The 22,201-nt window shown below is 72.4% G+C and carries 24 protein-coding genes and 1 pseudogene; 4 read left to right on the top strand and 21 right to left on the bottom strand.

What is annotated here, in order from left to right:
* The 9 genes from lgt to IE318_RS24495 all read right to left on the bottom strand — a co-directional run bounded on the left by lgt (position 1) and on the right by IE318_RS24495 (position 7,078).
* Entirely contained in the window at positions 1-1,029 is a 1,029-nt protein-coding gene (lgt, locus tag IE318_RS24535) for a prolipoprotein diacylglyceryl transferase (protein WP_189903702.1), read from the bottom strand.
* Positions 1,030-1,126: 97 nt separating this feature from the next.
* Positions 1,127-1,900, bottom strand: a complete 774-nt coding sequence (locus tag IE318_RS24530; RefSeq protein WP_189903701.1) for a DsbA family protein — start codon at positions 1,898-1,900, stop codon at positions 1,127-1,129.
* A 157-nt stretch (positions 1,901-2,057) separates the two neighbouring features.
* Positions 2,058-2,876 (bottom strand): tryptophan synthase subunit alpha, encoded by an 819-nt coding sequence (gene trpA, locus IE318_RS24525; protein WP_189903700.1) that lies wholly within the window; start codon positions 2,874-2,876, stop codon positions 2,058-2,060.
* Complete coding sequence (trpB, locus tag IE318_RS24520) at positions 2,873-4,156, bottom strand: tryptophan synthase subunit beta (RefSeq protein WP_189903699.1); 1,284 nt, start codon at positions 4,154-4,156, stop codon at positions 2,873-2,875. The genes trpA and trpB overlap by 4 nt, the downstream gene beginning before the upstream one ends.
* 79 nt (positions 4,157-4,235) lie before the next feature.
* Entirely contained in the window at positions 4,236-4,460 is a 225-nt protein-coding gene (gene trpM / locus IE318_RS24515) for a tryptophan biosynthesis modulator TrpM (protein ID WP_078916987.1), read from the bottom strand.
* A 21-nt stretch (positions 4,461-4,481) separates the two neighbouring features.
* Positions 4,482-5,291, bottom strand: coding sequence for an indole-3-glycerol phosphate synthase TrpC (gene trpC, locus IE318_RS24510; protein WP_030167630.1), 810 nt, complete (start codon positions 5,289-5,291; stop codon positions 4,482-4,484).
* A 187-nt stretch (positions 5,292-5,478) separates the two neighbouring features.
* Positions 5,479-5,982: a DUF2752 domain-containing protein gene (locus IE318_RS24505; RefSeq protein WP_189903813.1), complete on the bottom strand. Its 504-nt coding sequence runs from the start codon at positions 5,980-5,982 to the stop codon at positions 5,479-5,481.
* 92 nt (positions 5,983-6,074) lie between these two features.
* Entirely contained in the window at positions 6,075-6,302 is a 228-nt protein-coding gene (locus IE318_RS24500) for an HGxxPAAW family protein (protein ID WP_189903698.1), read from the bottom strand.
* A gap of 128 nt (positions 6,303-6,430) precedes the next feature.
* Entirely contained in the window at positions 6,431-7,078 is a 648-nt protein-coding gene (locus IE318_RS24495) for a TIGR02234 family membrane protein (RefSeq protein WP_030167638.1), read from the bottom strand.
* Positions 7,079-7,334: 256 nt separating this feature from the next.
* Between IE318_RS24495 and IE318_RS24490 the strand changes: the two genes are divergently transcribed.
* Positions 7,335-8,612 carry a S53 family peptidase gene (locus IE318_RS24490; RefSeq protein WP_373311257.1) on the top strand — a complete coding sequence of 426 codons (1,278 nt, stop codon included), beginning with the start codon at positions 7,335-7,337 and terminating at the stop codon, positions 8,610-8,612.
* Positions 8,613-8,642: 30 nt separating this feature from the next.
* On the opposite strand, the gene IE318_RS24485 is transcribed toward IE318_RS24490, so the two are convergent.
* Together IE318_RS24485 and hisI are read right to left on the bottom strand one after the other, a co-directional pair.
* A complete protein-coding gene (locus IE318_RS24485; protein ID WP_189903694.1) occupies positions 8,643-10,133 on the bottom strand; it encodes an anthranilate synthase component I in 1,491 nt (496 codons plus the stop codon).
* A gap of 11 nt (positions 10,134-10,144) precedes the next feature.
* Positions 10,145-10,597, bottom strand: a complete 453-nt coding sequence (gene hisI, locus IE318_RS24480) for a phosphoribosyl-AMP cyclohydrolase (protein WP_189903692.1) — start codon at positions 10,595-10,597, stop codon at positions 10,145-10,147.
* A gap of 82 nt (positions 10,598-10,679) precedes the next feature.
* On the opposite strand from hisI, the gene IE318_RS24475 reads away from it, so the two are divergent.
* Positions 10,680-11,315 (top strand): TIGR03085 family metal-binding protein, encoded by a 636-nt coding sequence (locus tag IE318_RS24475; protein WP_189903691.1) that lies wholly within the window; start codon positions 10,680-10,682, stop codon positions 11,313-11,315.
* Positions 11,316-11,376: 61 nt separating this feature from the next.
* On the opposite strand, the gene IE318_RS24470 is transcribed toward IE318_RS24475, so the two are convergent.
* From IE318_RS24470 to hisD, 10 genes are all read right to left on the bottom strand, one after another.
* Entirely contained in the window at positions 11,377-12,624 is a 1,248-nt protein-coding gene (locus IE318_RS24470) for an MFS transporter (RefSeq protein WP_229903727.1), read from the bottom strand.
* Positions 12,625-12,647: 23 nt separating this feature from the next.
* Entirely contained in the window at positions 12,648-13,235 is a 588-nt protein-coding gene (locus tag IE318_RS24465) for an ArsR/SmtB family transcription factor (RefSeq protein ID WP_189903689.1), read from the bottom strand.
* Positions 13,236-13,378: 143 nt separating this feature from the next.
* The gene (gene hisF, locus IE318_RS24460; RefSeq protein WP_189903688.1) at positions 13,379-14,134 is read right to left on the bottom strand and encodes an imidazole glycerol phosphate synthase subunit HisF; all 756 of its coding nucleotides are present in this window, start codon (positions 14,132-14,134) and stop codon (positions 13,379-13,381) included.
* A 58-nt stretch (positions 14,135-14,192) separates the two neighbouring features.
* Positions 14,193-14,585 carry a RidA family protein gene (locus IE318_RS24455; RefSeq protein WP_030167663.1) on the bottom strand — a complete coding sequence of 131 codons (393 nt, stop codon included), beginning with the start codon at positions 14,583-14,585 and terminating at the stop codon, positions 14,193-14,195.
* Positions 14,586-14,601: 16 nt separating this feature from the next.
* The gene (gene priA / locus IE318_RS24450; protein WP_030167665.1) at positions 14,602-15,327 is read right to left on the bottom strand and encodes a bifunctional 1-(5-phosphoribosyl)-5-((5-phosphoribosylamino)methylideneamino)imidazole-4-carboxamide isomerase/phosphoribosylanthranilate isomerase PriA; all 726 of its coding nucleotides are present in this window, start codon (positions 15,325-15,327) and stop codon (positions 14,602-14,604) included.
* A complete protein-coding gene (gene hisH / locus IE318_RS24445; RefSeq protein WP_373311256.1) occupies positions 15,327-15,968 on the bottom strand; it encodes an imidazole glycerol phosphate synthase subunit HisH in 642 nt (213 codons plus the stop codon). Before hisH ends, priA begins: the two co-directional genes overlap by 1 nt.
* Positions 15,968-16,132: a CG2302 family histidine operon protein gene (locus tag IE318_RS24440; protein WP_030167671.1), complete on the bottom strand. Its 165-nt coding sequence runs from the start codon at positions 16,130-16,132 to the stop codon at positions 15,968-15,970. The genes hisH and IE318_RS24440 overlap by 1 nt, the downstream gene beginning before the upstream one ends.
* Positions 16,133-16,135: 3 nt before the next feature.
* A complete protein-coding gene (gene hisB / locus IE318_RS24435; RefSeq protein WP_030167674.1) occupies positions 16,136-16,729 on the bottom strand; it encodes an imidazoleglycerol-phosphate dehydratase HisB in 594 nt (197 codons plus the stop codon).
* Positions 16,726-17,844 (bottom strand): histidinol-phosphate transaminase, encoded by a 1,119-nt coding sequence (locus IE318_RS24430; RefSeq protein ID WP_189903686.1) that lies wholly within the window; start codon positions 17,842-17,844, stop codon positions 16,726-16,728. Before IE318_RS24430 ends, hisB begins: the two co-directional genes overlap by 4 nt.
* Positions 17,841-19,166 (bottom strand): histidinol dehydrogenase, encoded by a 1,326-nt coding sequence (gene hisD / locus IE318_RS24425; protein WP_189903685.1) that lies wholly within the window; start codon positions 19,164-19,166, stop codon positions 17,841-17,843. The genes IE318_RS24430 and hisD overlap by 4 nt, the downstream gene beginning before the upstream one ends.
* Before the next feature lie 205 nt (positions 19,167-19,371).
* Between hisD and IE318_RS24420 the strand changes: the two genes are divergently transcribed.
* Complete coding sequence (locus tag IE318_RS24420; RefSeq protein WP_189903684.1) at positions 19,372-20,946, top strand: oxidoreductase; 1,575 nt, start codon at positions 19,372-19,374, stop codon at positions 20,944-20,946.
* A gap of 212 nt (positions 20,947-21,158) precedes the next feature.
* Positions 21,159-22,191: pseudogene (locus tag IE318_RS24415) on the top strand (hypothetical protein).
* Positions 22,192-22,201 lie beyond the last annotated feature (10 nt).

Raw genomic sequence — 22,201 nt, 5'->3', positions numbered from 1 at the left:
TCAGCCCTTCTTGGCCGACCCGGCCCCGTCCTTGACGGCGGCGTCCTCGGACCCGGCGTTCCCGGGGTCCTCGTCCTGCGGCACCTCGTCCTTGGCCTGGTCCTCCGTGTCGGCGGCCGTCTTCGCGTCGGAGCTGTCCGGGCTGTCCGGGCCGGCGGCCTTCGCGTCCGTGTCCGTGGCGGCCGGTGCCTCGGTTCCCTCGCCCGCGGCGGACAGGCCCGGCTCGACCTCGGTCTCCCGGCCCGGCCGCTTCTTCGCCGACACCACGATGTAGGTCACCGCGAGCAGGAACACGATCATCGCGGTCCAGTCGTTCAGACGGAGACCGAGGATGTGGTGGGCGTCGTCGACGCGCATGTACTCGATCCAGCCGCGGCCCACGCAGTACGCGGCGACGTACAGCGCGAACGCCCGGCCGTGGCCCAGCGTGAAGCGGCGGTCGGCCCAGATGACCAGCAGGGCGACGCCGACGCACCACAGGGACTCGTACAGGAACGTCGGGTGGTAGTACCCCGGCATCCGGCCGTCGGCCGAGGAGGTGATGTGCAGCGCCCAGGGAACGTGCGTCTCGCGCCCGTACAGCTCCTGGTTGAACCAGTTGCCCCAGCGGCCGATCGCCTGCGCGAAGGCGATACCGGGCGCGACGGCGTCGGCGTAGGCGGGCATCGGGACGCCCCGGCGCCGGGCGCCGATCCACGCGCCCAGCGCGCCGAGCGTGATCGCACCCCAGATACCGAGGCCGCCCTCCCACACCTTGAAGGCGTCCACCCAGTCACGGCCCGCGCTGAAGTACAGCTCGTAGTCCGTGATCACGTGGTAGAGCCGGCCGCCGACCAGGCCGAACGGCACGGCCCAGATGGCGATGTCCGCCACCGTGCCGGCCCGTCCGCCGCGGGCGATCCAGCGCTTGTTGCCGAGCCAGACGGCGACGAAGACGCCGATGATGATGCAGAACGCATAGCCGCGCAGCGGAATCGGTCCGAGGTACAGCACACCGCGCGACGGGCTGGGAATGTAGGCAAGTTCCATGGCAAGGTCGACGCTACCGCAGCCGGAGCGGAGCCACGTGGGGCCGCCCGGACACGGGTCCATAACGGGCGGCCCGCTCCAGGGCGTCACCAGGCGGTCAGCCCTTGGCGGCCGATTCCACCATCTGCTTCAGTTTCGCGGGGGTCATGGTGCGGTCCTGGGCGATGTTCTTGCCGTTCAGCAGCACGGTCGGGGTGCCCGAGAAGCCGCGGGCCTGGAACGCCTTGTGGGACTTGTCGACCCAGCTGTCGTGCGTGCCCTTCTTCACACACTGGGTGAAGGCCGGCGTGTCCAGGCCGCTCACCTTGCCCGACAGCGCGATCAGCTTGTCGTTGTTCGCGTAGGCGTCGTCGGTCTCCTTGGGCTGGTTCTCGAACAGCACGTCGTGGTAGTCGCGGAACTTTCCGGCGTCCTGGGCACAGGCCGCGGCGTTGCCCGCGCGAAGCGAGCCGGTGCCGCCGAGATTGCCGTCGATCAGCCGGACGATGTGGTACTCGGCTCTGAGCTTGCCGGCGTCGGTCAGCTGGTGGATCGTCGGGCGGTACGCCGCCTCGAAGGCCTGGCAGGCCGGGCAGCGGAAGTCCTCCCACACCGTGAGCGTCGACCTGGCGCCGTCCTTGCCGACCGGGATCGCGAGGGCGTCCTTGCCCTGCGCCCCCGAGGGCGCCACGACCGGGCCGGTACTGGCGCCCTTCTTCTTGCCGGAGTTCGCCGCGAGCACGCCGATCACCGTCGCCAGGCCCAGCACGCAGACCACGCTGACGGCCACGATCAGCGTGCGCCGCCGCCGCTCCGAGGCCTTCTGCTTCTCACGCTCGACCGCCAGCCGCTGGCGGGCGGTGCGCCTTCCCTCATCGTTCTTGTTGCTCACACCACCAGAACGAACCGGGGAGGCGCATTGCGCCTCCCCGGTCCCAGGTCCACCCGTTCGGGTGATCATGTGCTTCGAAGTGACCGCCGCGGCCCTCTCGTGGCGCGGCGGCCACCGCCCCTCGCGGCCGGCACGACGCCCGACCGCTCCCGCATCACTACGCCTGTCCGCGCACCCCGCGCGCCAGTTCGCCCGCGAGGTCCCGGACGGCCGCGACGCCGGCCGCGTGGTCCGGGGCGTCCAGCATCCGCTTGACGAACGCCGAGCCGACGATCACGCCGTCGGCGAAGCCCGCGACCTCGGCGGCCTGGGCGCGGTCTGAGACACCGAGGCCGACGCAGACGGGCAGGGCGGTGCCGGTGGCGCGGGTGCGCCGCACCAGGTCCTCGGCCTGCGCGCCGACCGACTCGCGGGTGCCGGTGACACCCATCAGCGAGGCGGCGTAGACGAAGCCGGAGCCCACCCCGGTGATCTCGGCCAGCCGCTCGTCCTTGCTGCTCGGGGCGACGACGAAGACCGTCGCCAGGCCGTGCTTGTCGGCATGCTCCCGCCACAGGGCGGACTCCTGGACCGGCAGGTCCGGCAGGATGCACCCGGCGCCGCCCGCCTCGGCGAGCTCGGCCGTGAACCGCTCGACGCCGTAGCGGTCGATGGGGTTCCAGTACGTCATGACCAGCACCGGCTTGCCGGTGGCCTCGTGGGCCTCGCGGACCGTGCGCATGACGTCCGCGATCCTGACGCCGCCGCGCAGGGCGATGTCGTCGGCGGTCTGGATGACCGGCCCGTCCAGGACGGGGTCGCTGTGCGGCAGCCCGACCTCGACGACGTCGGCGCCGCCGTCGAAGACGGCCTTGATCGCCTCGATGCCGCCGTCCACCGTCGGGAAGCCCGCGGGCAGGTAGGCGATGAGCGCGGACCGGCCCTCCGCCTTCGCGCCGGCGAGGGTGTCGTTCAGCAGTCGGATGTTCCCGCTCACTTGGCGTCCCCCTCGATCTCGGCGGTGTCGGCTTCGTCGGCGGCCACCTCGGCGTCGGTGTCGTACAGGCCGAAGTAGCGGGCGGCGGTGTCCATGTCCTTGTCGCCGCGACCGGAGAGGTTGACGACGATCAACCCGTCCGGGCCGAGTTCCCGGCCCACCTCCAGGGCGCCGGCCAGGGCGTGGGCGCTCTCGATCGCCGGGATGATGCCCTCGGTGCGCGACAGCAGGCGCAGGGCCTGCATCGCGGCGTCGTCCGTGACCGCGCGGTACTCGCCGCGGCCGGAGTCCTTGAGGTAGGAGTGCTCGGGGCCGATGCCCGGGTAGTCCAGGCCGGCCGAGATGGAGTACGGCTCGGTGATCTGGCCCTCGTCGTCCTGGAGGACGTAGGAGCGGGAGCCGTGCAGGATGCCGGGCTCGCCGGCGGTCAGGGTGGCCGCGTGCTCGCCGGTGTCGATGCCGTGGCCGGCCGGCTCGCAGCCGATGAGCCGGACCCCCTCGTCGGGGATGAAGGCGTGGAAGAGGCCGATGGCGTTGGAGCCGCCGCCGACGCAGGCGATCGCGGCGTCGGGCAGGCGCCCGGCGCGCTCGAGGAGCTGGCGGCGGGCCTCGACGCCGATGACCCGGTGGAAGTCGCGGACCATGGCCGGGAAGGGGTGCGGCCCGGCGACGGTGCCGAACAGGTAGTGGGTGTGGTCGACGTTGGCGACCCAGTCGCGGAAGGCCTCGTTGATGGCGTCCTTCAGCGTGCGGCTGCCGGACTTCACGGCGACGACCTCGGCGCCGAGCATGCGCATGCGGGCCACGTTCAGGGCCTGCCGCTCGGTGTCGATCTCGCCCATGTAGATCGTGCACTCGAGGCCGAACAGCGCGCACGCGGTGGCGGTCGCGACGCCGTGCTGGCCGGCGCCGGTCTCGGCGATCACCCGGGTCTTGCCCATGCGCCTGGTGAGCAGGGCCTGGCCCAGGACGTTGTTGATCTTGTGGGAGCCGGTGTGGTTGAGGTCCTCGCGCTTGAGGAACACGCGGGCGCCACCGGCGTGCTCGGCGAACCGCGGCACCTCGGTGAGGGCGCTGGGCCGGCCGGTGTAGTTGACGAGCAGGTCGTCCAGCTCGCGGGCGAAGGCCGGGTCGCTCTTGGCCTTGTCGTACTCGACGGCGACCTCGTCCACGGCGGCGACGAGCGCCTCCGGGATGTACTTGCCGCCGTATGCGCCGAAGTAGCCGTCGGCGCCGGGGACCTGACCTTCCGGGTCAGGGAAGAAGAAATCGCTGGGCATGCCAGAACCTCACGGTGAGTGTGTGCGGAAAGACACTGTTCGCCGTGGGGGCGGGGATGGGTCCGTCAGCCGCGGGCCGTCAGTGGTCGCTCACGCCCGCGCGGCGGTGGCCGCGCGTCGGACGCAGCCCCGCGCCCCCGGAGGGGCGCTGCCATCGACGGCCGTTCACCTGGCCGGGTTCGTCACCGATGACGTAGCGCACGCGACGGCCGTGGACACGCCTCGCGGGGGCACGGCAGCCCCTCGGGCGGCAGCCGCGCGCGAGGCGGGCGTGCCGGTCCACGGTCGTCACGGTGAGAGTCATCGGCGTCACCCTACCGGCTTCTCAGCTCCGGCCGTGGCGCAGCGCCGGGTGGGCTCCGGCGGCCACCAGGTCGGCGACCGCCGTCTTCGGGTCGCGGCCGGTGACGAGCGACTCGCCCACCAGGACGGCGTCGGCTCCGGCGTTGGCGTAGGCGATCAGGTCGTGCGGGCCGCGGACGCCGGACTCGGCGACCTTGACGATGCCGTCGGGGATCTCCGGGGCCACCCGCTCGAACGTGTCGCGGTCGACCTCGAGCGTCCTGAGGTTGCGCGCGTTGACGCCGATGACCTTGGCGCCCGCGTCGACCGCGCGCTCCGCCTCGTCCTCGTCGTGGACCTCCACGAGCGGGGTGAGTCCGATGGACACAGCGCGCTCGATCAGCGACTCCAGGGCCGGCTGGTCGAGGGCGGCGACGATCAGCAGGGCGAGGTCGGCGCCGTAGGCCCGGGCCTCCCACAGCTGGTACGACGTGACGATGAAGTCCTTGCGCAGGATCGGGATGTCCACGTGGGCGCGGACCGCCTCCAGGTCGGCCAGCGAGCCTCCGAAGCGCCGCTGCTCGGTCAGCACCGAGATGACGGCCGCGCCGCCCGCCTCGTAGTCCGCGGCGAGCCCGGCCGGGTCGGCGATCGCGGCGAGGGCGCCCTTGGACGGGCTGGAGCGCTTGACCTCGCAGATCACCTTGACGCCGTCGCCCTTGAGCGCGGCCACTCCGTCCTTGGCGGCCGGAGCCTTCGCCGCGCGCTCCTTGAGCTCGTCGAGGCTGACGCGCGCCTGCCGCTCCGAAAGGTCGGCACGGACTCCGTCGATGATCTCGTCGAGCACACTCACGCGAGCGGCCCCCTTCCAGACGGTGTGATGTTCCAGCGGATCGAGCGGCCCCCGGCGGCCCGCGTCACGCGGATCGGGCGGATCGAGCGGGTCGGAAACCGGCGGTCACTGCGATGGTATCCGGAGGAGGGCGAAGGCCTCGCATCCGGAGGACGGCGGTCCCACTACCTGGACATACGCCGGCCGATCAAGGGTGGAGCAGGCCACCGAAGGGCAGGTTCCGGACAACGGTGAAGGCGACGAGCAGCGCGCCCAGGCTCCACAGGTACGCGGGGCCGAGCCCGATCCGCGGCGGCCGGCCGCGCGCCGCGCCGACCGCCCACGCGATCCACACCACGGCGAAGACCAGATAGCCCGCGACGGCCAGGGCGTTGTCGTGCAGGGCGGTGAGGAGGTCGCCGTGGACGAAGGCGTGCGCGCTGCGCAGGCCGCCGCAGCCTGGGCAGTACAGGCCGGTGTAGCGCAGCAGCGGGCAGACGGGGTAGTGGCCGGACTCGTTGGGATCCACCGCACCCACGTACGCGAAGGCGCCGGCGACGGCGGCCAGCACGGCGGCGGGGACGGCCAGCCGTCCCAGGACGGCGGCGGCGTGCATCGGCGGTGCCGGCGGGTCCTCGTACGCACGCCTCGGACCGGGTACGACCGCGCGGCCGTACGTCCCCCTGCGACTGTCGGCGTTCACACCCCGCATTCTGCCCCGCACGGGCCGCATGCGCGCGTGCGGGGTGGCTGCCCGCGGCTGTGCGTGAGGGGCGGCCGGAGCCGCCCCTCATGTTCGGTTCGTCAGCTCTTGGTGGCGAGCTGGTGCACCGGGTGCTCGCCCTTCTGGCCGAGGCCCATCATGCGCATGACGCCACCGACGACACCGCCGAGCAGCACGACACCCATGCCGACCCAGAAGCCGACCGGCTGGGCCATCACCATGAAGGCGCCCGCGACGCAGAAACCGATGAAGGCGATGATGACACCGGTCCAGGCGGCCGGGGTGTGACCGTGGCTGCTGCCCGCCATGACTTGCTCCTCGTTGCTTGTACGTGTCTGAGCCGGACGCTCGGAAGTCATTGTCCCGTACGCGTGCACGCGACGTGATCGGGGGTGGCTCCTGGCGTGGCCCTTCGGCCGGGGGCGGGCCGCCGCGGTCAGGCGGAATCGGTGCCGGTCGGGTCCTCGCCGCGGTCCAGGGCCTTCCACAGGTCCTCGGGGCGGTCGGGATCGACCGGACGGGTGGCACGCGAGCGGGGCGCACCGGAGCGCTCGTAGCGGCCGCTCATGGCCGGCCAGAGTCGGCCGTAGCGCAGGGCGAGGAGTCCGGCCAGCAGGATCAGCACCCCGCCGGCGGCCGCGACGTAGGGCCAGCCGGTGTGGGTGAGCGAGGCGGCGGTCGCCGCGGTGTCGCCGGAGGCCTGGGCCGCCTTCTCGTCGAGCGCGGCGCGGTTCGCGGCGCCGGTCAGGGCGGCGCCGACGGTCCCGGCGCCGGAGAGCGCGAGCAGACCCGCGACCAGCAGGCGGCCGGAGCGGCGGACGGCGAAGACGGCGACGAGCGCCGCCAGGCCCACTATGGCGAGCGCCGCGGGCACGCCCGTGACCTCGCTGCCCTTGGCGGTCAGGGTGTAGTCGCCGCCGGCCACCGCGGCGGTGCCCGCCGCCCAGCGCTGCCGGGAGGCCAGCAGCGCCACGGCCGCGCCGAGGGCGCCGCACAGCAGGGCTACGGCGAGGCTGCGGCGGCCGGACCGGGCGGAGGCGGCGGCTTCGATGCGGGGGTGAGGTACGGCTGTCACGTACTCCACTATCACCCGAACCCCCGGGAAACCGTCACCCGGGTCCGCCAACGCCCCTCGGGACCCCTCGGCGCCCGTCGAGCCCCTCGGCGTCCGTCAACCCATGGCGACGTCATCGTTTCCCCATGATCTTCCCGGGAGCGGCGCGGAGATCTTCAGCAACGAGCAAAGGAAAGCCCCACGTTCAACTTCCTTCTTGTTGACGTGTACGGGCCACACATACGTTCTGCGCGACCGGCGCGCCCACCCAGCGCGACCGGTTGCAGTGCGCACCCCCCACACCTCTCCCGGTTCACCCACCTCGTGGAGGACTACGTTGCGCAGAACCCTTTCTGCTGCCGCCGTGGCGACGCTCGCCGCGGCCGGCCTGGCCCTGTCCGCCCCGCTCGGCCAGGCCGCGCCCTCGACGTCCACGACGTCGACGGCGCACGGCGTCAGCGTCGCGCACTCCTGTGCGGCCCCGACGCAGAAGAACGTCATGGCGTGCAACGCGCTGAAGGTCGTCGCGGGCACCCCCAGGTCCGCACACGCCGAGAGCGACCTGACGGCCGCCGCCGCGCCGTCCGGGTACGGCCCCGCCTCGTTGCAGGCCGCCTACAACCTGCCTTCCGCCGACGGGGGTTCGGGGCAGACGGTCGCGATCGTCGACGCCTACGACGACCCGAACGCCGAGGCCGACCTCGCCGTCTACCGCTCGCAGTACGGGCTGCCGGCCTGCACCACGGCCAACGGCTGCTTCAGGAAGGCCGACCAGAACGGCGGAACCAGCTATCCCCGGGGCGACTCCGGCTGGGCGGAGGAGATCTCCCTCGACCTCGACATGGTCAGCGCGGCCTGCCCCAACTGCAAGATCCTGCTGGTGGAGGCCTCCTCGGCGAGCATGACCAACCTCGGCACGGCCGTGAACACGGCGGTCAGGCTGGGCGCGAAGTTCGTCTCCAACAGCTACGGCGGCGGCGAGTCCTCCAGCGACCCGACCTTCGACACCCAGTACTTCGACCACCCCGGTGTCGCCATCACCGTCTCCTCCGGTGACAACGGATACGGCGTCGAGTACCCGGCCGCGTCCCGGTACGTGACGGCGGTGGGCGGTACGTCCCTCAGGACCGCGTCGAACTCGCGCGGCTGGACCGACACCGTGTGGAGCGGCGCGGGCTCGGGCTGCTCCGCCTACGACGCCAAGCCCACCTGGCAGACCGACAGCGGCTGCGCGAAGCGCACCGTCGCCGACGTCTCGGCGGTGGCCGACCCCAACACCGGTGTGGCCGTGTACGACAGCTACCGGCAGGCCACCGGCTGGATGGTGTTCGGCGGCACCAGCGCCTCGGCCCCGCTGATAGCGGCGACCTACGCGCTGGCGGGCTCCCCGTCCTCCGGCTCGTACCCGGCCTCGTTCCCGTACGCCCACACCTCGGCGCTGTACGACGTGACCAGCGGCTCCAACGGCAGCTGCTCCGGCTCGTACCTGTGCACCGGCACCACCGGGTACGACGGCCCGTCCGGGCTCGGCGTCCCGAACGGCACGGCCGCCTTCACCGGCTGAGCCGCCGCACCGCCCGACCGCCGAACCTCCCTACGAGGTGAGGCGGTTGGCCGTGTGCACCGCGCGGAGGACCGCCGCCGCCTTGTTGCGGCACTCGGTGTCCTCCGCGACCGGGTCGGAGTCGGCGACCACGCCGGCTCCGGCCTGGACGTACGCCGTGCCGCCGCGCAACAGGGCGGTGCGGATGGCGATGGCGGTGTCGGAGTCGCCGGCGAAGTCGAGGTAGCCGACGCAGCCGCCGTACAACCCCCGCCGGGACGGCTCGAGTTCGTCGATGATCTGCAGGGCGCGCGGCTTGGGCGCGCCGGACAGGGTGCCCGCGGGGAAGCAGGCGGTCAGCACGTCGAAGGCGGTACGGCCCTCGGCGACCCGCCCGGTGACGGTCGAGACGATGTGCATCACGTGCGAGTACCGCTCGATGGACATGAAGTCGACGACCTCGACGGAGCCCGGCTCGCAGACCCGGCCCAGGTCGTTGCGTCCGAGGTCGACGAGCATCAGGTGCTCGGCGCGCTCCTTGGGGTCGGCGAGCAGTTCCTCGGCGAGGGCCTGGTCCTCCTGCGGAGTGGCGCCGCGCGGGCGGGTGCCCGCGATGGGGTGGACCATGGCCCGCCCGTCCTCGACCTTGACCAGGGCCTCCGGCGAGGAGCCGACGACGTCGAATCCCTCGAAGCGGAAGAGGTACATGTACGGCGAGGGGTTGGTGGCCCGCAGCACCCGGTAGACGTCCAGCGCGCTCGCCGTGCACGGCGTCTCGAAGCGCTGCGAGGGGACGACCTGGAAGGCCTCGCCGGCGCGGATGCGCTCCTTGATGTCCTCGACGGCCGACTGGAAGTCCTCGCCGCCCCACAGCGCGGTGTACTCGGGCAGTGCGGACGGCGGCAGCGCGGCCGGGGGCTGGGCGACCGGCCGGGACAGGTCCGCCTCCATCGCGTCGAGGCGGGCGACGGCGTCCGCGTACGCCTCGTCGACGCCCGTGTCGAGGTCGTTGTGGTTGATCGCGTTGGCGATCAGAAGCACGGTGCCGTCCCAGTGGTCGAGGACGGCGAGGTCGGAGGTGAGCAGCATGGTCAGCTCGGGCAGCCGCAGGTCGTCCCGCTCGCCCGGGCCGACCTTCTCCAGGCGGCGCACGATGTCGTAGCCCAGATAGCCGACCATGCCGCCGGTGAAGGGCGGCAGGCCCAGGTCGTGGGCGAGGTCGCGGGGCGTGTGCAGGGCCTCGACGGTGGCCCGCAGGGCGGCCAGCGGGTCGCCCTCGACGGGGACGCCGACCGGCGGCGCGCCCAGCCAGTGGGTGCGGCCGTCCTTCTCGGTCAGGGTGGCGGCGCTGCGGACGCCCACGAAGGAGTACCGGGACCAGGAGCGGCCGTTCTCCGCCGACTCCAGAAGGAACGTGCCGGTGCGCTCGGCGGCGAGCTTGCGGTAGAGCGCGACCGGGGTGTCGCCGTCGGCGAGGAGCTTGCGCGTGACCGGGATGACGCGCCGGTCGGTGGCGAGCTTGCGGAAGGTCTCGAGGTCCATGGCCGCTGACCCTACTGACCGGACGCCGGAGCGGCGCAATCGCCGTCCTTGAGCAGTACATCGGCGTCGAAGCAGGTGCGGGCGCCGGTGTGGCAGGCGGCGCCGACCTGGTCGACCTTGACCAGCAGGGTGTCGGCGTCGCAGTCGAGCGCGACGGCCTTCACCCACTGGAAGTGCCCGGAGGTGTCGCCCTTGACCCAGTACTCCTGGCGGCTGCGCGACCAGTAGGTGCAGCGGCCGGTCGTCAGGGTGCGGTGCAGCGCCTCGTCGTCCATCCAGCCCAGCATCAGCACCTCTCCGGTGTCGTACTGCTGGGCGATCGCGGGGATGAGTCCGTCGGTGCTGCGCTTGAGGCGCGCGGCGATCTCGGGGTCGAGGCTGCTGGGGGGAACACTGTGGCGCGAAGCGCCTTGACGAGGGGCGGTGGTCGGGTGACGGGCGGGAGTACCGGGCGTGCTGGTCATGGATGCCATTGTGCCGCGCGGCGGTGACAGCCCGGGGGCGCGTCCGGTGCGCGGACGCGCACCGTGGTCGTAGGCTGACTCCATGTCGACCTTTGCCAAGCGTGAACGGCTTCTGCTCGCCGACCTCTTGGAGACCGCGGGTCCGGAGGCGCCGACTCTCTGCGAGGGCTGGCTCACCCGGGATCTCGCCGCGCACGTGGTGGTGCGCGAGCGGCGCCCGGACGCGGCCGGGGGCGCGCTGATCAAACCGCTCGCGCCCCGCCTGGAGAAGGTGCTCCAGGAGTACGCCGCGAAGCCGTACGAGGAGCTGATCCAGCTGATCCGCACCGGACCGCCGCGCTTCTCCCCCTTCCAGCTCAAGCAGGTCGACGAGGCGGCCAACACGGTCGAGTTCTACGTCCACACGGAGGACGTCCGGCGCGCCCAGCCCGACTGGACGCCGCGCGAGCTCGACCCCGTCTTCCAGGACGCCCTGTGGTCCCGGCTCGAGCGCACCGCCCGGCTGCTGGGACGGGGCATCCCGACGGGCCTGGTGCTGCGCCGCCCCGACGGCCAGACCGCCGTCGCGCACCGCGGCACCCCGGTGGTGACGGCGACGGGCGAACCGTCGGAACTGCTGCTGTTCGCGTTCGGCCGGCAGAACGCGGCCCGCGTGGAGCTGGAGGGCGAACAGGACGCGATCTCGAAGGTGTCGGAGACGAAGCAGCTCGGGTTCTGAGCGGACCGGTGTCCGGTCCGGCGGGCGGTGGTCAGGTCTGCGGGGTCCGGCGGGCGGTGGCTCAGCGGGGTAGTTGGGCGTGGCGCAGGCCGGGGGCGGCCAGGGCGACGACGCCGCCCAGGGCGCACACCGCCGCGCTGACGACGAACACCGGACCGGTTCCGAACGCCCCGATCGCGGCGGCGGACAGCGGCATGCTGAGCGGGGCGAGGCCCAGGCTGACCAGGCCGGCCACGGCCGTGACCCGGCCCAGGCAGGCAGGGTCGGCGTGGGTCTGCAGCAGCGCGCCGCACAGCGCGCCGCTGAGTCCCGCGAGGAGGCCGATGAGCGCGGCCACCACGACGGCCGCCACGACACCGGGGGCGTAGGCGAGGGCGCCGATGGCCAGGGAACCCGCGAAGATCAGGTACGCGGCCAGCCGTCCCGCGTGGGGCAGCCGCCCGCGCACGGCGAGCAGCAGGGAGGCGGCGCCCGCCCCGGTGCCGAACCCGGCCAGTATCCAGCCCATGCCGGAGGCGCCCCAGCCGCGTTCGTCGGCCAGCAGGGTGAGGCCGACGTTGAGCGGACCGGTGAAGCCGAGGTCGCCGAGGGCGATGGCCAGCATCAGCGGGGCCAGGACGCGGTGCCGCCGTATGTAGCCCAGGCCGGCGACCATGTCGCGCCAGGGGGTGGTGTCACGGGCCCCGACGGTGTCGTCCGGGGGCAGGTCCCGCATCCGTACGGAGACCAGCAGCGGCACGGAGACGGCGATCAGCAGCCCGGCGAGTCCGAAGGCGGCCGCCGCACCGCCGAGTGCGACACACAGCCCGCCGAGCGGGGCGCCGACGACGCTCGCGAACCGGATCGCCAGGCCCCGCATGCCCTGGACGCGGGCGAGCTGGCCCCGGCTCGTCACGCGTGCGGGCAGGGCACCCACGGCGGGCATGAACACGGCGTCGACGGTGCCGAAGACCAGGGCGAGCACGGTCAGCGGCCACAGCCCGGGGCTGGTCAGCCCCAGCAGGGCGGCCACGGCGAGCACGGCGGCGCACCGCACGGCGTCGCTGCCGATGACGACCCGGCGCGGACCGAGCCGGTCCGCGACCACTCCCCCGCCCAGCATCAGCAGCGCCCTGGGCAGCGCGCTCACCGCCATCACGGCCCCGGCCTGTGCGGGCGATCCCTCCCGGACCGCCGCCCAGGACAGGGCGAGGTAGTAGATGTTGTCCCCCGCCATCGACGCGGTGTAGGCGGCCAGCCAGCGCAACACGTTGGCATCGCGGTGCGCGGGGCGTTCGACGACGGGTGCGTCGGCGGATGTCGCGGACACGGTGGTCACTGTGGCGGCCTCTCTCAGACGCGGAACGGGAATCCGTACACGTGCAGCGCGACGTGCTCGCGCCCCTCGGTGTCGCCGGCCGCCTCACGGGCGCGGCCCTGGTCGTCGTACTTCTTCAGCAGGTCCTGCATGGCCTGCTTGAGCTCGGCCAGTTCGGCCGCCGTCAGCCGCAGCAGCGACTCACCGTCGTGGGCGGCCGCGTTCCACTCCGGCCCCCAGTGGGCGCGCTCGTCGAGGTAGGTGCGGTACATCTCGGCTCGCTGCTGCAGGAAGAGCCGGGAGGCCGCCAGGTGCGCCGCCACCTTCTCCGGGGCGTCCTGGAAGTCCTTGTCGCGGATGGAGACACCGTCCGAGGCGGGCTGCCACCAGCGTTCCCGCGCGTCCGCGCTGCGCGGCTCGGCCTCCTCGATCAGTCCGTGCTCGGCGAGCTTGCGCAGGTGGTAGCTGACCAGCGACACGGCCTCGTCCACCTGCTCGGCCAGGTGCGAGGCGGTCGCCGTCCCGGCGACGAACAGCAGCCGGTACAGCTTCATGCGCAGCGGGTGGGCGAGCGCCTTGAGCGTGCCCAGATCGGTGACGTAGCGGTTCTCCTCGCGCGGCATGCCCCCACCGTAGATGCGAAAGAAAAACTGCACAACAGATATTGCGCAACAGACTTTGCGCAACTTCTCTTTCCTGTCCGCCGCGCAGAAAGCCCCGGCCACCGCAAGGCGACCGGGGCTTTCTGTGCGGCCCTGCGCGGGCGTCACCTCACCGGATGCCCCGCCCCCCGCAGCGTCTCCTTCACCTGGCCGATGCGGAGGTCGCCGAAATGGAAGACCGAGGCCGCGAGGACGGCGTCCGCGCCGGCCGCGACGGCCGGAGGGAAGTCGGTGAGCTTGCCGGCGCCGCCGGAGGCGATGACCGGGACGGTGACGTGCTTGCGGACGACGCTGATCATCTCCAGGTCGTAGCCGTCCTTCGTGCCGTCCGCGTCCATGGAGTTGAGCAGGATCTCGCCCGCGCCCAGCTCGGCCGCCCGGTGCGCCCACTCCACCGCGTCGATGCCGGTGCCGCGCCGGCCGCCGTGGGTGGTCACCTCGAAGCTGCCGGACGGCGTGCGGCGGGCGTCGACCGACAGGACCAGGACCTGGCGGCCGAAGCGTTCGGCGATCTCCCGGATCAGGTCCGGGCGGGCGATCGCGGCCGTGTTGACGCCCACCTTGTCGGCGCCCGCCCGCAGCAGCCGGTTCACGTCCTCGGCCGTGCGGACGCCGCCGCCGACCGTCAGCGGGATGAACACCTGTTCGGCGGTGCGGCGCACCACGTCGTACGTCGTCTCGCGGTTGCCCGAGGACGCGGTGATGTCCAGGAACGTCAGCTCGTCGGCGCCCTCGGCGTCGTACACCTTCGCCATCTCGACGGGGTCGCCCGCGTCGCGCAGGTTCTGGAAATTGACGCCCTTGACGACCCGGCCGTTGTCCACGTCCAGGCAGGGAATGACTCGGACCGCCAGGGTCATGACTTCACGGCTCCTCAACCAGCACACACAAGAACACGAACAAGAATCTGAGGGTCTTCTAGCCTCTGCAGGCTTCCAGCTCCACCGACACCAGCACGCGCGAGTCGATGAAGCCCTGCACGATCAGCAGAGTCGCGACCGGACGCACCGAGTCGAACAGCTCCTTGTGGGCCCGGCCCACAGCGTCCACGTCCCGCGCGTGGCTCAGATACATCCGCGTACGGATGACCGAGTCCACGCCGAGCCCGAACTCGCCGATCGCCTCGATCGCGCTGGTGAAGGCCACCTTGGCCTGTTCGTACGGGTCCCCCTCCCCGTACAGTACGTCGCCCCGGAAGGCGGTCGTACCCGCCACCAGGACACGGTCGCCCGCCGCCACGGCGCGTGCGAAGCCGAACGTCTCTTCCCAGGGAACTCCGCTCTGCACACGCCGCACGGCATCGGACGTCATGACACTGTGTCCTTTTTCAAGATGCAGCCTCCAGGGCCTCTTCCAGAGTGAACGCCTTCGCGTACAGGGCCTTCCCGACGATGGCGCCCTCGACACCGAGCGGGACGAGGTCGGCGATGGCCCGCAGGTCGTCCAGGGACGAGACGCCGCCCGAGGCCACCACGGGGCGGTCGGTCGCCGCGCAGACGTTCTTGAGAAGCTCCAGGTTGGGGCCCTGCAGCGTGCCGTCCTTGGCGATGTCGGTGACGACGTAGCGGGCGCAGCCCTCCTTGTTGAGGCGGTCCAGCGTCTCGTACAGGTCGCCGCCGTCGCGGGTCCAGCCGCGGCCGCGCAGGGTGGTGCCGCGGACGTCCAGGCCGACCGCGATCTTGTCGCCGTGCTCGGCGATGACCTTGGCGACCCACTCGGGGGTCTCCAGGGCGGCCGTGCCGAGGTTGACGCGGGTGCAGCCGGTGGCCAGGGCGGCGGCGAGGGTGTCGTCGTCGCGGATGCCGCCGGACAGCTCCACCTTGATGTCCATCGCCTTGGCGACCTCGGCGATCAGCGCGCGGTTATCGCCGGTGCCGAACGCGGCGTCCAGGTCGACCAGGTGCAGCCACTCCGCGCCCGACCGCTGCCAGGCGAGGGCGGCCTCCAGCGGGGAGCCGTAGGACGTCTCGGTCCCGGACTCGCCGTGCACCAGACGGACGGCCTGGCCGTCCCGGACGTCGACGGCGGGGAGGAGTTCGAGCTTCGAAGCCATCACAGGGTTCCGATCCAGTTGTTCAGCAGCTGCGCTCCGGCGTCGCCGGACTTCTCGGGGTGGAACTGGGTGGCCCACAGGGCGCCGTTCTCCACGGCCGCCACGAAGGGCTTGCCGTGCGTGGCCCAGGTGACCTTGGGCGGGTGCATCGCCGGGTTGGTCGTCTCGAGCTGCCAGTCGTGGACGGCGTAGGAGTGCACGAAGTAGAAGCGGGCGTCGGTGTCCACGCCGGCGAACAGCTCCGAGTCAGCCGGCGCGTCGACGGTGTTCCAGCCCATGTGAGGCACCACGTCGGCCGCCAGGGGCCCGACGGTGCCGGGCCACTCGTCCAGGCCCTCGGCCTCCACGCCGTGCTCGATGCCACGCGCGAAGAGGATCTGCATGCCGACGCAGATGCCCATGACCGGGCGTCCGCCGGACAGCCGGCGGTCGATGACCCAGTCGCCGCGGGCCTCCTTCAGGCCGCGCATGCAGGCGGCGAAGGCGCCGACGCCCGGCACCAGCAGGCCGTCGGCGTTCATCGCCGCGTCGAAGTCACGGGTGATCTCGACCTCGGCGCCGGTGCGGGCCAGGGCGCGCTCGGCGGAGCGGACGTTCCCGAAGCCGTAGTCGAAGACGACGACCTTCTTCGGGCTGCTCATCAGCTCCACACCTCCAGCCGCATCACGCCCGCCACGAGGCACATCGCGGCGCCGATGGACAGGAGCACGATCAGGCTCCTCGGCATCTGCTGCTTGACGAAGGAGACGATGCCGCCGACCAGGAAGAGGCCGACGACGATCAGGATGGTGGACAGGCCGTTCATGCTCTACAGCGCGCCCTTCGTGGACGGGAGGATGCCGGCCGCGCGCGGGTCCCGCTCGGAGGCGTACCGCAGCGCCCGGGCGAGGGCCTTGAACTGGCACTCCACGATGTGGTGCGCGTTGCGCCCGTAGGGCACGTGCACGTGGAGGGCGATCTGTGCCTGGGCGACGAAGGACTCCAGGATGTGCCGGGTCATGGTCGTGTCGTACTCGCCGATCATCGGCGCCATGTTCTCCGGCTCGGTGTGCACCAGGTACGGACGGCCGGAGAGGTCGACGGTGACCTGGGCGAGGGACTCGTCCAGCGGGACCGTGCAGTTGCCGAAGCGGTAGATGCCCACCTTGTCGCCGAGCGCCTGCTTGAAGGCGGCGCCCAGCGCGAGGGCGGTGTCCTCGATGGTGTGGTGGGAGTCGATGTGCAGGTCGCCGTCGGTCTTCACGGTCAGGTCGAACAGACCGTGCCGGCCGAGCTGGTCGAGCATGTGGTCGTAGAAACCGACGCCGGTGGCGATGTCGGTCTTGCCGGTGCCGTCGAGGTCGATCTCGACCAGGACGGAGGTCTCCTTGGTGGTGCGCTCCACGCGCCCGATGCGGCTCATCCGCTCTGCTCCTGTTCCTTCTTCAGATCGCGCACCGCATCGAGGAACGCGTCGTTCTCCGCCGGGGTCCCGGCCGTCACCCGCAGCCATCCCGGTACGCCGTTGTCCCGGACGAGGACGCCCCGGTCGAGGATCTTGCGCCAGGCCTCGTGGGCGTCGGCGAACCGGCCGAACTGGATGAAGTTCGCGTCCGACTCCGTGACGTCGTAGCCGATCGCCCGCAGCTCGCCGACCAGCCGGTCGCGCTCGCTCTTGAGCTGCTCGACATACTTCAGCAGCGTGTCGGTGTGTTCGAGCGCGGCCAGCGCGGTGACCTGGGTGATCGCCGACAGGTGGTAGGGCAGCCGGACCAGCTGGACGGCGTCCACGACCGCCGGGTGCGCGGCGAGATAGCCCAGGCGCAGGCCGGCGGCGCCGAACGCCTTCGACATGGTGCGCGAGATCACCAGGTGCGGCCGGCCCTGAAGCAGCGGCAACAGCGAGGCGCCGTGGCTGAACTCGATGTACGCCTCGTCGACGATCACCATGGACGGCTTCGCCGCCTGGGCGGCCTCGTACAGGGCGAGGACCGTCTCGGGCGCGACCGCGTTGCCGGTGGGGTTGTTGGGGGTGGTGATGAAGACGACGTCCGGCTTGCGCTCGGCGATCGCCTTCTCGGCGGCGGCGAGGTCGATCGTGAAGTCCTCGTTGCGGGGCCCGGAGATCCAGCCGGTGCCGGTGCCGCGCGCGATGAGCGCGTGCATCGAGTACGACGGCTCGAAGCCGATCGCGGTGCGGCCGGGACCGCCGAAGGCCTGCAGCAGCTGCTGGATGACCTCGTTGGAGCCGTTGGCCGCCCAGACGTTCTCCACGCCGACCGGGTGGCCGCCGGTCTTCGTCAGGTACTTGGCGAGCTCGGTGCGCAGCTCGACCGCGTCCCGGTCCGGGTAGCGGTTCAGGCCGCGGGCCGCCTCGCGCACCCGCTCCGTGATCCGCTCGACGAGCGGCTCGGGCAGCGGATAGGGGTTCTCGTTGGTGTTCAGCCGTACGGGGACGTCCAGTTGGGGCGCGCCGTAGGGGGACTTGCCGCGCAGTTCGTCCCGTACGGGAAGATCGTCGATCCTCACGTCGCTCACTTGCTCTCGGGCACCTTCCAGCCGAACCTCGCCTTGATCGCCGCGCCGTGCGCGGGCAGGTCCTCGGCCTCCGCCAGCGTCACCACGTGGTGCGCGACCTCGGCGAGGGCGTCCTTGGTGTAGTCGACGATGTGGATGCCGCGCAGGAAGGACTGCACGGACAGGCCGGAGGAGTGGCAGGCGCAGCCGCCGGTGGGCAGCACATGGTTGGAGCCGGCCGCGTAGTCGCCGAGGGAGACCGGCGCCCAGGGGCCGATGAAGATCGCGCCGGCGTTGCGGACGCGGTCGGCGACCGCCGCCGCGTCGGCCGTCTGGATCTCCAGGTGCTCCGCGCCGTAGGCGTCGACCACGCGCAGGCCCTCGTCGATGCCGTCGACCAGGACGATCGCGGACTGCTTGCCGGACAGGGCCGGGCGGATCCGGTCCTCGATGTGCTTGGTGGCCGCGACCTGGGGCTCCAGCTCCTTGGCCACCGCGTCCGCGAGCTCGACGGAGTCGGTGACGAGGACGGCGGCGGCCAGCGGGTCGTGCTCGGCCTGGCTGATCAGGTCGGAGGCGACGTGCACCGGGTCGGCCGTGGCGTCGGCGAGGACGGCGATCTCGGTGGGGCCGGCCTCCGCGTCGATGCCGATCTTGCCGGTGAAGTACCGCTTGGCGGCGGCGACCCAGATGTTGCCGGGGCCGGTGACCATGTTCGCGGGCGGGCAGGACTCGGTGCCGTGGGCGAACATCGCCACGGCGGTGGCGCCGCCGGCGGCGTACACCTCGTCGACGCCGAGCAGGGCGCAGGCGGCGAGGATCGTCGGGTGCGGCAGGCCGCCGAACTCGGCCTGGGCCGGGGAGGCGAGCGCGATGGACGGAACGCCGGCCTCCTGGGCGGGTACGACGTTCATGACCACGGAGGAGGGGTAGACCGAGCGGCCGCCGGGCGCGTACAGCCCGACGCGCTCCACCGGCACCCACTTCTCGGTCACCGTGCCGCCGGGCACGACCTGGGTGGTGTGGGTGGTGCGGCGCTGCTCGCGGTGGACCAGGCGGGCGCGGTGGATGGACTCCTCCAGGGCGGCGCGCACGGCGGGGTCCAGCTGCTCCAGCGCGTCCTTGAGGGCCTGGACCGGGACCCGGACGGATTCCAGCCGTACGCCGTCGAACTTCTCGGCGAAGTCGATCAGTGCCGCGTCGCCACGATGATGCACGGCCTCGCAGATCGGGCGCACCTTCTCCAGGGCGGCCGCGACGTCGAAGTCGGCTCGGGGCAGCAGGTCGCGCAGGGCGGGGCCCTCGGGAAGGGCGTCGCCGCGCAGATCGATTCGGGAGATCACGGTTCCAATTCTCTCAGACCGCACACGAGCACCGTCCGCCCGTATCAATGGCTGATACAGAACCACCCGGATCGCGGTGTCCGGGGGTCCGCCATCGGTGCGGAAGACTCCATTCACTTTGCGCGTTCAGATCGTCACACAACGGGCATCACCGGTTGTACGAACCGACCGAACCCGCGAGTAGTTGGGGAAGAAGGGAAGATCCGTGACCGAGGGGACCGGCAGCCGGGCCGGGGACCTGCCGGACGACCTGACCGATGTCGAGGCCGGGATGTGGCAGGCCTTCCGCAACGGCAGCGTGTACGACCTGCGCAGCGGGGACGCGGCGGTGGACGATCCGCACGGCGGGCAGCCCTGGGGGCCCGAGCGGACGGTCCGGGCGCGGGTCGTGTGCTGGCTGCTGCTGGACGGCCCGCCCGCGCTCGCCGGGCGGGTGTCGTCCCTGAAGCTGACCGGACTGCGGATCGCGGGGACCGTGGACCTGTCCGGGGGCACCGTGGTCCCGTACGTGGAGCTGAAGGGCTGCCGGTTCGAGCAGGAGGTACGGCTGCCGGAGGCGCACTTCACGACCGTGCGGCTGGTGGACTGCTCGGTGCCCCGGCTGGAGGCGGCCCGGGTGCGCACCGAGGGCGACCTGCACTTACCCCGCTGCCGCTTCCTGGGCGGCATACGGCTCACCGACGCGCACATCGGCACGGACCTGCTGCTCAACCAGGCGACCGTGCACCGCGACCGCACCGGCCGGTCGATCTCCGCGGACGGGATGACGGTGGGCCAGGACCTCCAGGCGGAGCTGCTCCGGTCGCACGGCGAGATCAGCCTGCGCGGCGCGAAGATCGGCGTGTCGCTGAGCCTGCGCGGTGCGAAACTCGCCAGCCCGTACACGCCGTGGGCGCTGAACGCGCCGCAGCTGACCGTGGAGCGCACGCTGTACCTCACGCCGGCCGGGGTCGGCAGCGCGCCGAGCGGGGTGACCCCGGCGCGCGGGACGCGGATCGAGGACTTCGAGAGCCAGGGCGGGGTGCGGCTGGACGACGGGCGGTTCGGCGACGCGGTCGACCTGGACCGGGCCCGGTTCACCTTCACCGACGACCAGGTGCTGTCGCTGCGCCGGATACAGGCCCCCGAGCTGCGCTTCCTCGGGGAGCGGCCGCAGCGCGGCCAGGTGCTGCTGTCCGGCGCGCGGATCGTCACCCTCGTCGACCGGGCGACCAGCTGGCCCGGTCCGGGCGGTCTGCACATGGGCGGCTTCGTCTACGGCAACCTGGTGCCGCGCGGCCCGTTCCCGCTGGCCGAGCGGCTGAACTGGGTGGCCGCGGCGACCGCCGAGTACAACCCGGAGCCGTACGAGCGGCTGGCCGCGGTGCTGCGCGAGGCCGGCGAGGACGAGGACGCACGCGAGGTGCTGCTCGCCAAGCAGCGCCGCCGCCGCGAGACCCTGCCGCCGGCCGGCAAGCTCTGGGGGTACGTCCAGGACGGCACGGTGGCCTACGGGTACCGGCCGGGCCGGGCCGCGGTGTGGATGGCGGTGCTGTGGGCGGCTGGCTCGCTCGCCTTCGCGCACGCCGCCCACCCCCCGGTCAACCCCGGCCAGCATCCGCAGTGGAACCCCGCCCTGTTCGCGCTGGACCTGCTGCTGCCGGTCGTCGACCTCGGCCAGGCCGGCCAGTGGCAGCTGAGCGGCGCCTGGCAATGGCTGGCGGCGGCGCTGGTCCTGCTGGGCTGGACCCTGGCCACCACGGTGGCGGCGGGCGCGACCCGGCTGCTGCGGCGGGGGTAGGTCCTTGCGGGGCCTGCCGGCACTACTGGCACGGGTACCACTGCCGGCACTACTGGCACTGATGCCACCGCCGGCACCGCCGGAACTGCTGCGAGGGGCACGCGAGGGATATTGTTGAAGTCTCATCTTTTTACTCGACCTTGACCGCCCGGCGTACAACTTTCCCCGGCTTGCCTCGGCCCTCTGGCGCGTCCCCGACCTGCGGACTTTCAATGGTCGACACCATGGCTCTGCTTCCCCCGTTCATCCGCCCCACCCGGATGACAAGAACCGTGTCCCGCCCAGTCGCCGAGCTCCCCGCCGACGACGAGGTGCTGCTCGACGCGCCCGACGAGCGGCTGGGTCCGGCGCTGGTCGCCGCCGCCCAGGGCAGGTACGGGCCCGCAGCCGCGCTGCTCGCTGCCACCCGGGAGCGGGCCGAGTGGGAGGACCGCGACCGGTACGCGCTGCGGCTGGCCGCGTTCGCGCGCTCCCGCGCCGAGTGGCTGGACGCCTGGCGCACCGCCGCCCCGCACGACCCGGACGCGCTGCTGGTCGCGGCCCAGCTCGCCGTGGACCGCGCCTGGCCCTCGCCGGGCCGGACCGAGCTGCTGCGCGAGGTCAGTCCCCTGATCACGGCCGCCGCCCGCGCCGACGGCCGGGACCCGGTGCCGTGGCGGGTCGCGCTGGACCACGCGCGTGGCAGCCGCGCCGGGCACACCTACTTCGAGGAGCTGTGGGAGGCCGCGGTCCGCCGCGCCCCGCACCACTACGGCTGTCATGTGGCGGCCCTGCGGTACCTGGCCGCCTCCTGGCACGGCTCCCACCGCGAGTGCTTCGACTTCGCCGACCTGGCCGCCCAGGACGCCCCCGCGGACTCGCTCGTGCAGGCCCTGCCCGTGCGGGCCGCCTTCTCCTACCTGACCGACGGCTGCGGGCCCGAGGTGCCGCGCGAGCGACTTGAGGCGGCGGCGGACCGGGCGATCGGACTCTCCGTCCGGCTCCCCGCGGCCACGCCTTGGCCGGCGGAGATCCGCAACCTGCTCACCTACGTCCTGATCCGGCTCGACCGCCGCGAGGACGCCCGTGTGCAACTGCGCCTCATCGGCCCGTACGCCACCTCCTTCCCCTGGGACCGGGTGTCGGACGACCCACTGGGCCTGTTCCTGAAACTGCGCGCCGACGTGAGCGCGGAACCGCTCGCCGGGCCGCCCCGGCATCCCCGAAAGTGAGCGCGGCGGACGGGCCCACCCACGCGACCATTAGGCTTTTGCGC

The sequence above is a fragment of the Streptomyces spiralis genome, from assembly GCF_014654675.1.
Classification (GTDB): domain Bacteria; phylum Actinomycetota; class Actinomycetes; order Streptomycetales; family Streptomycetaceae; genus Streptomyces; species Streptomyces spiralis.
Note: the sequence above shows the minus strand (reverse complement) of the source record. Positions and strands in the feature narration are given on the sequence as shown.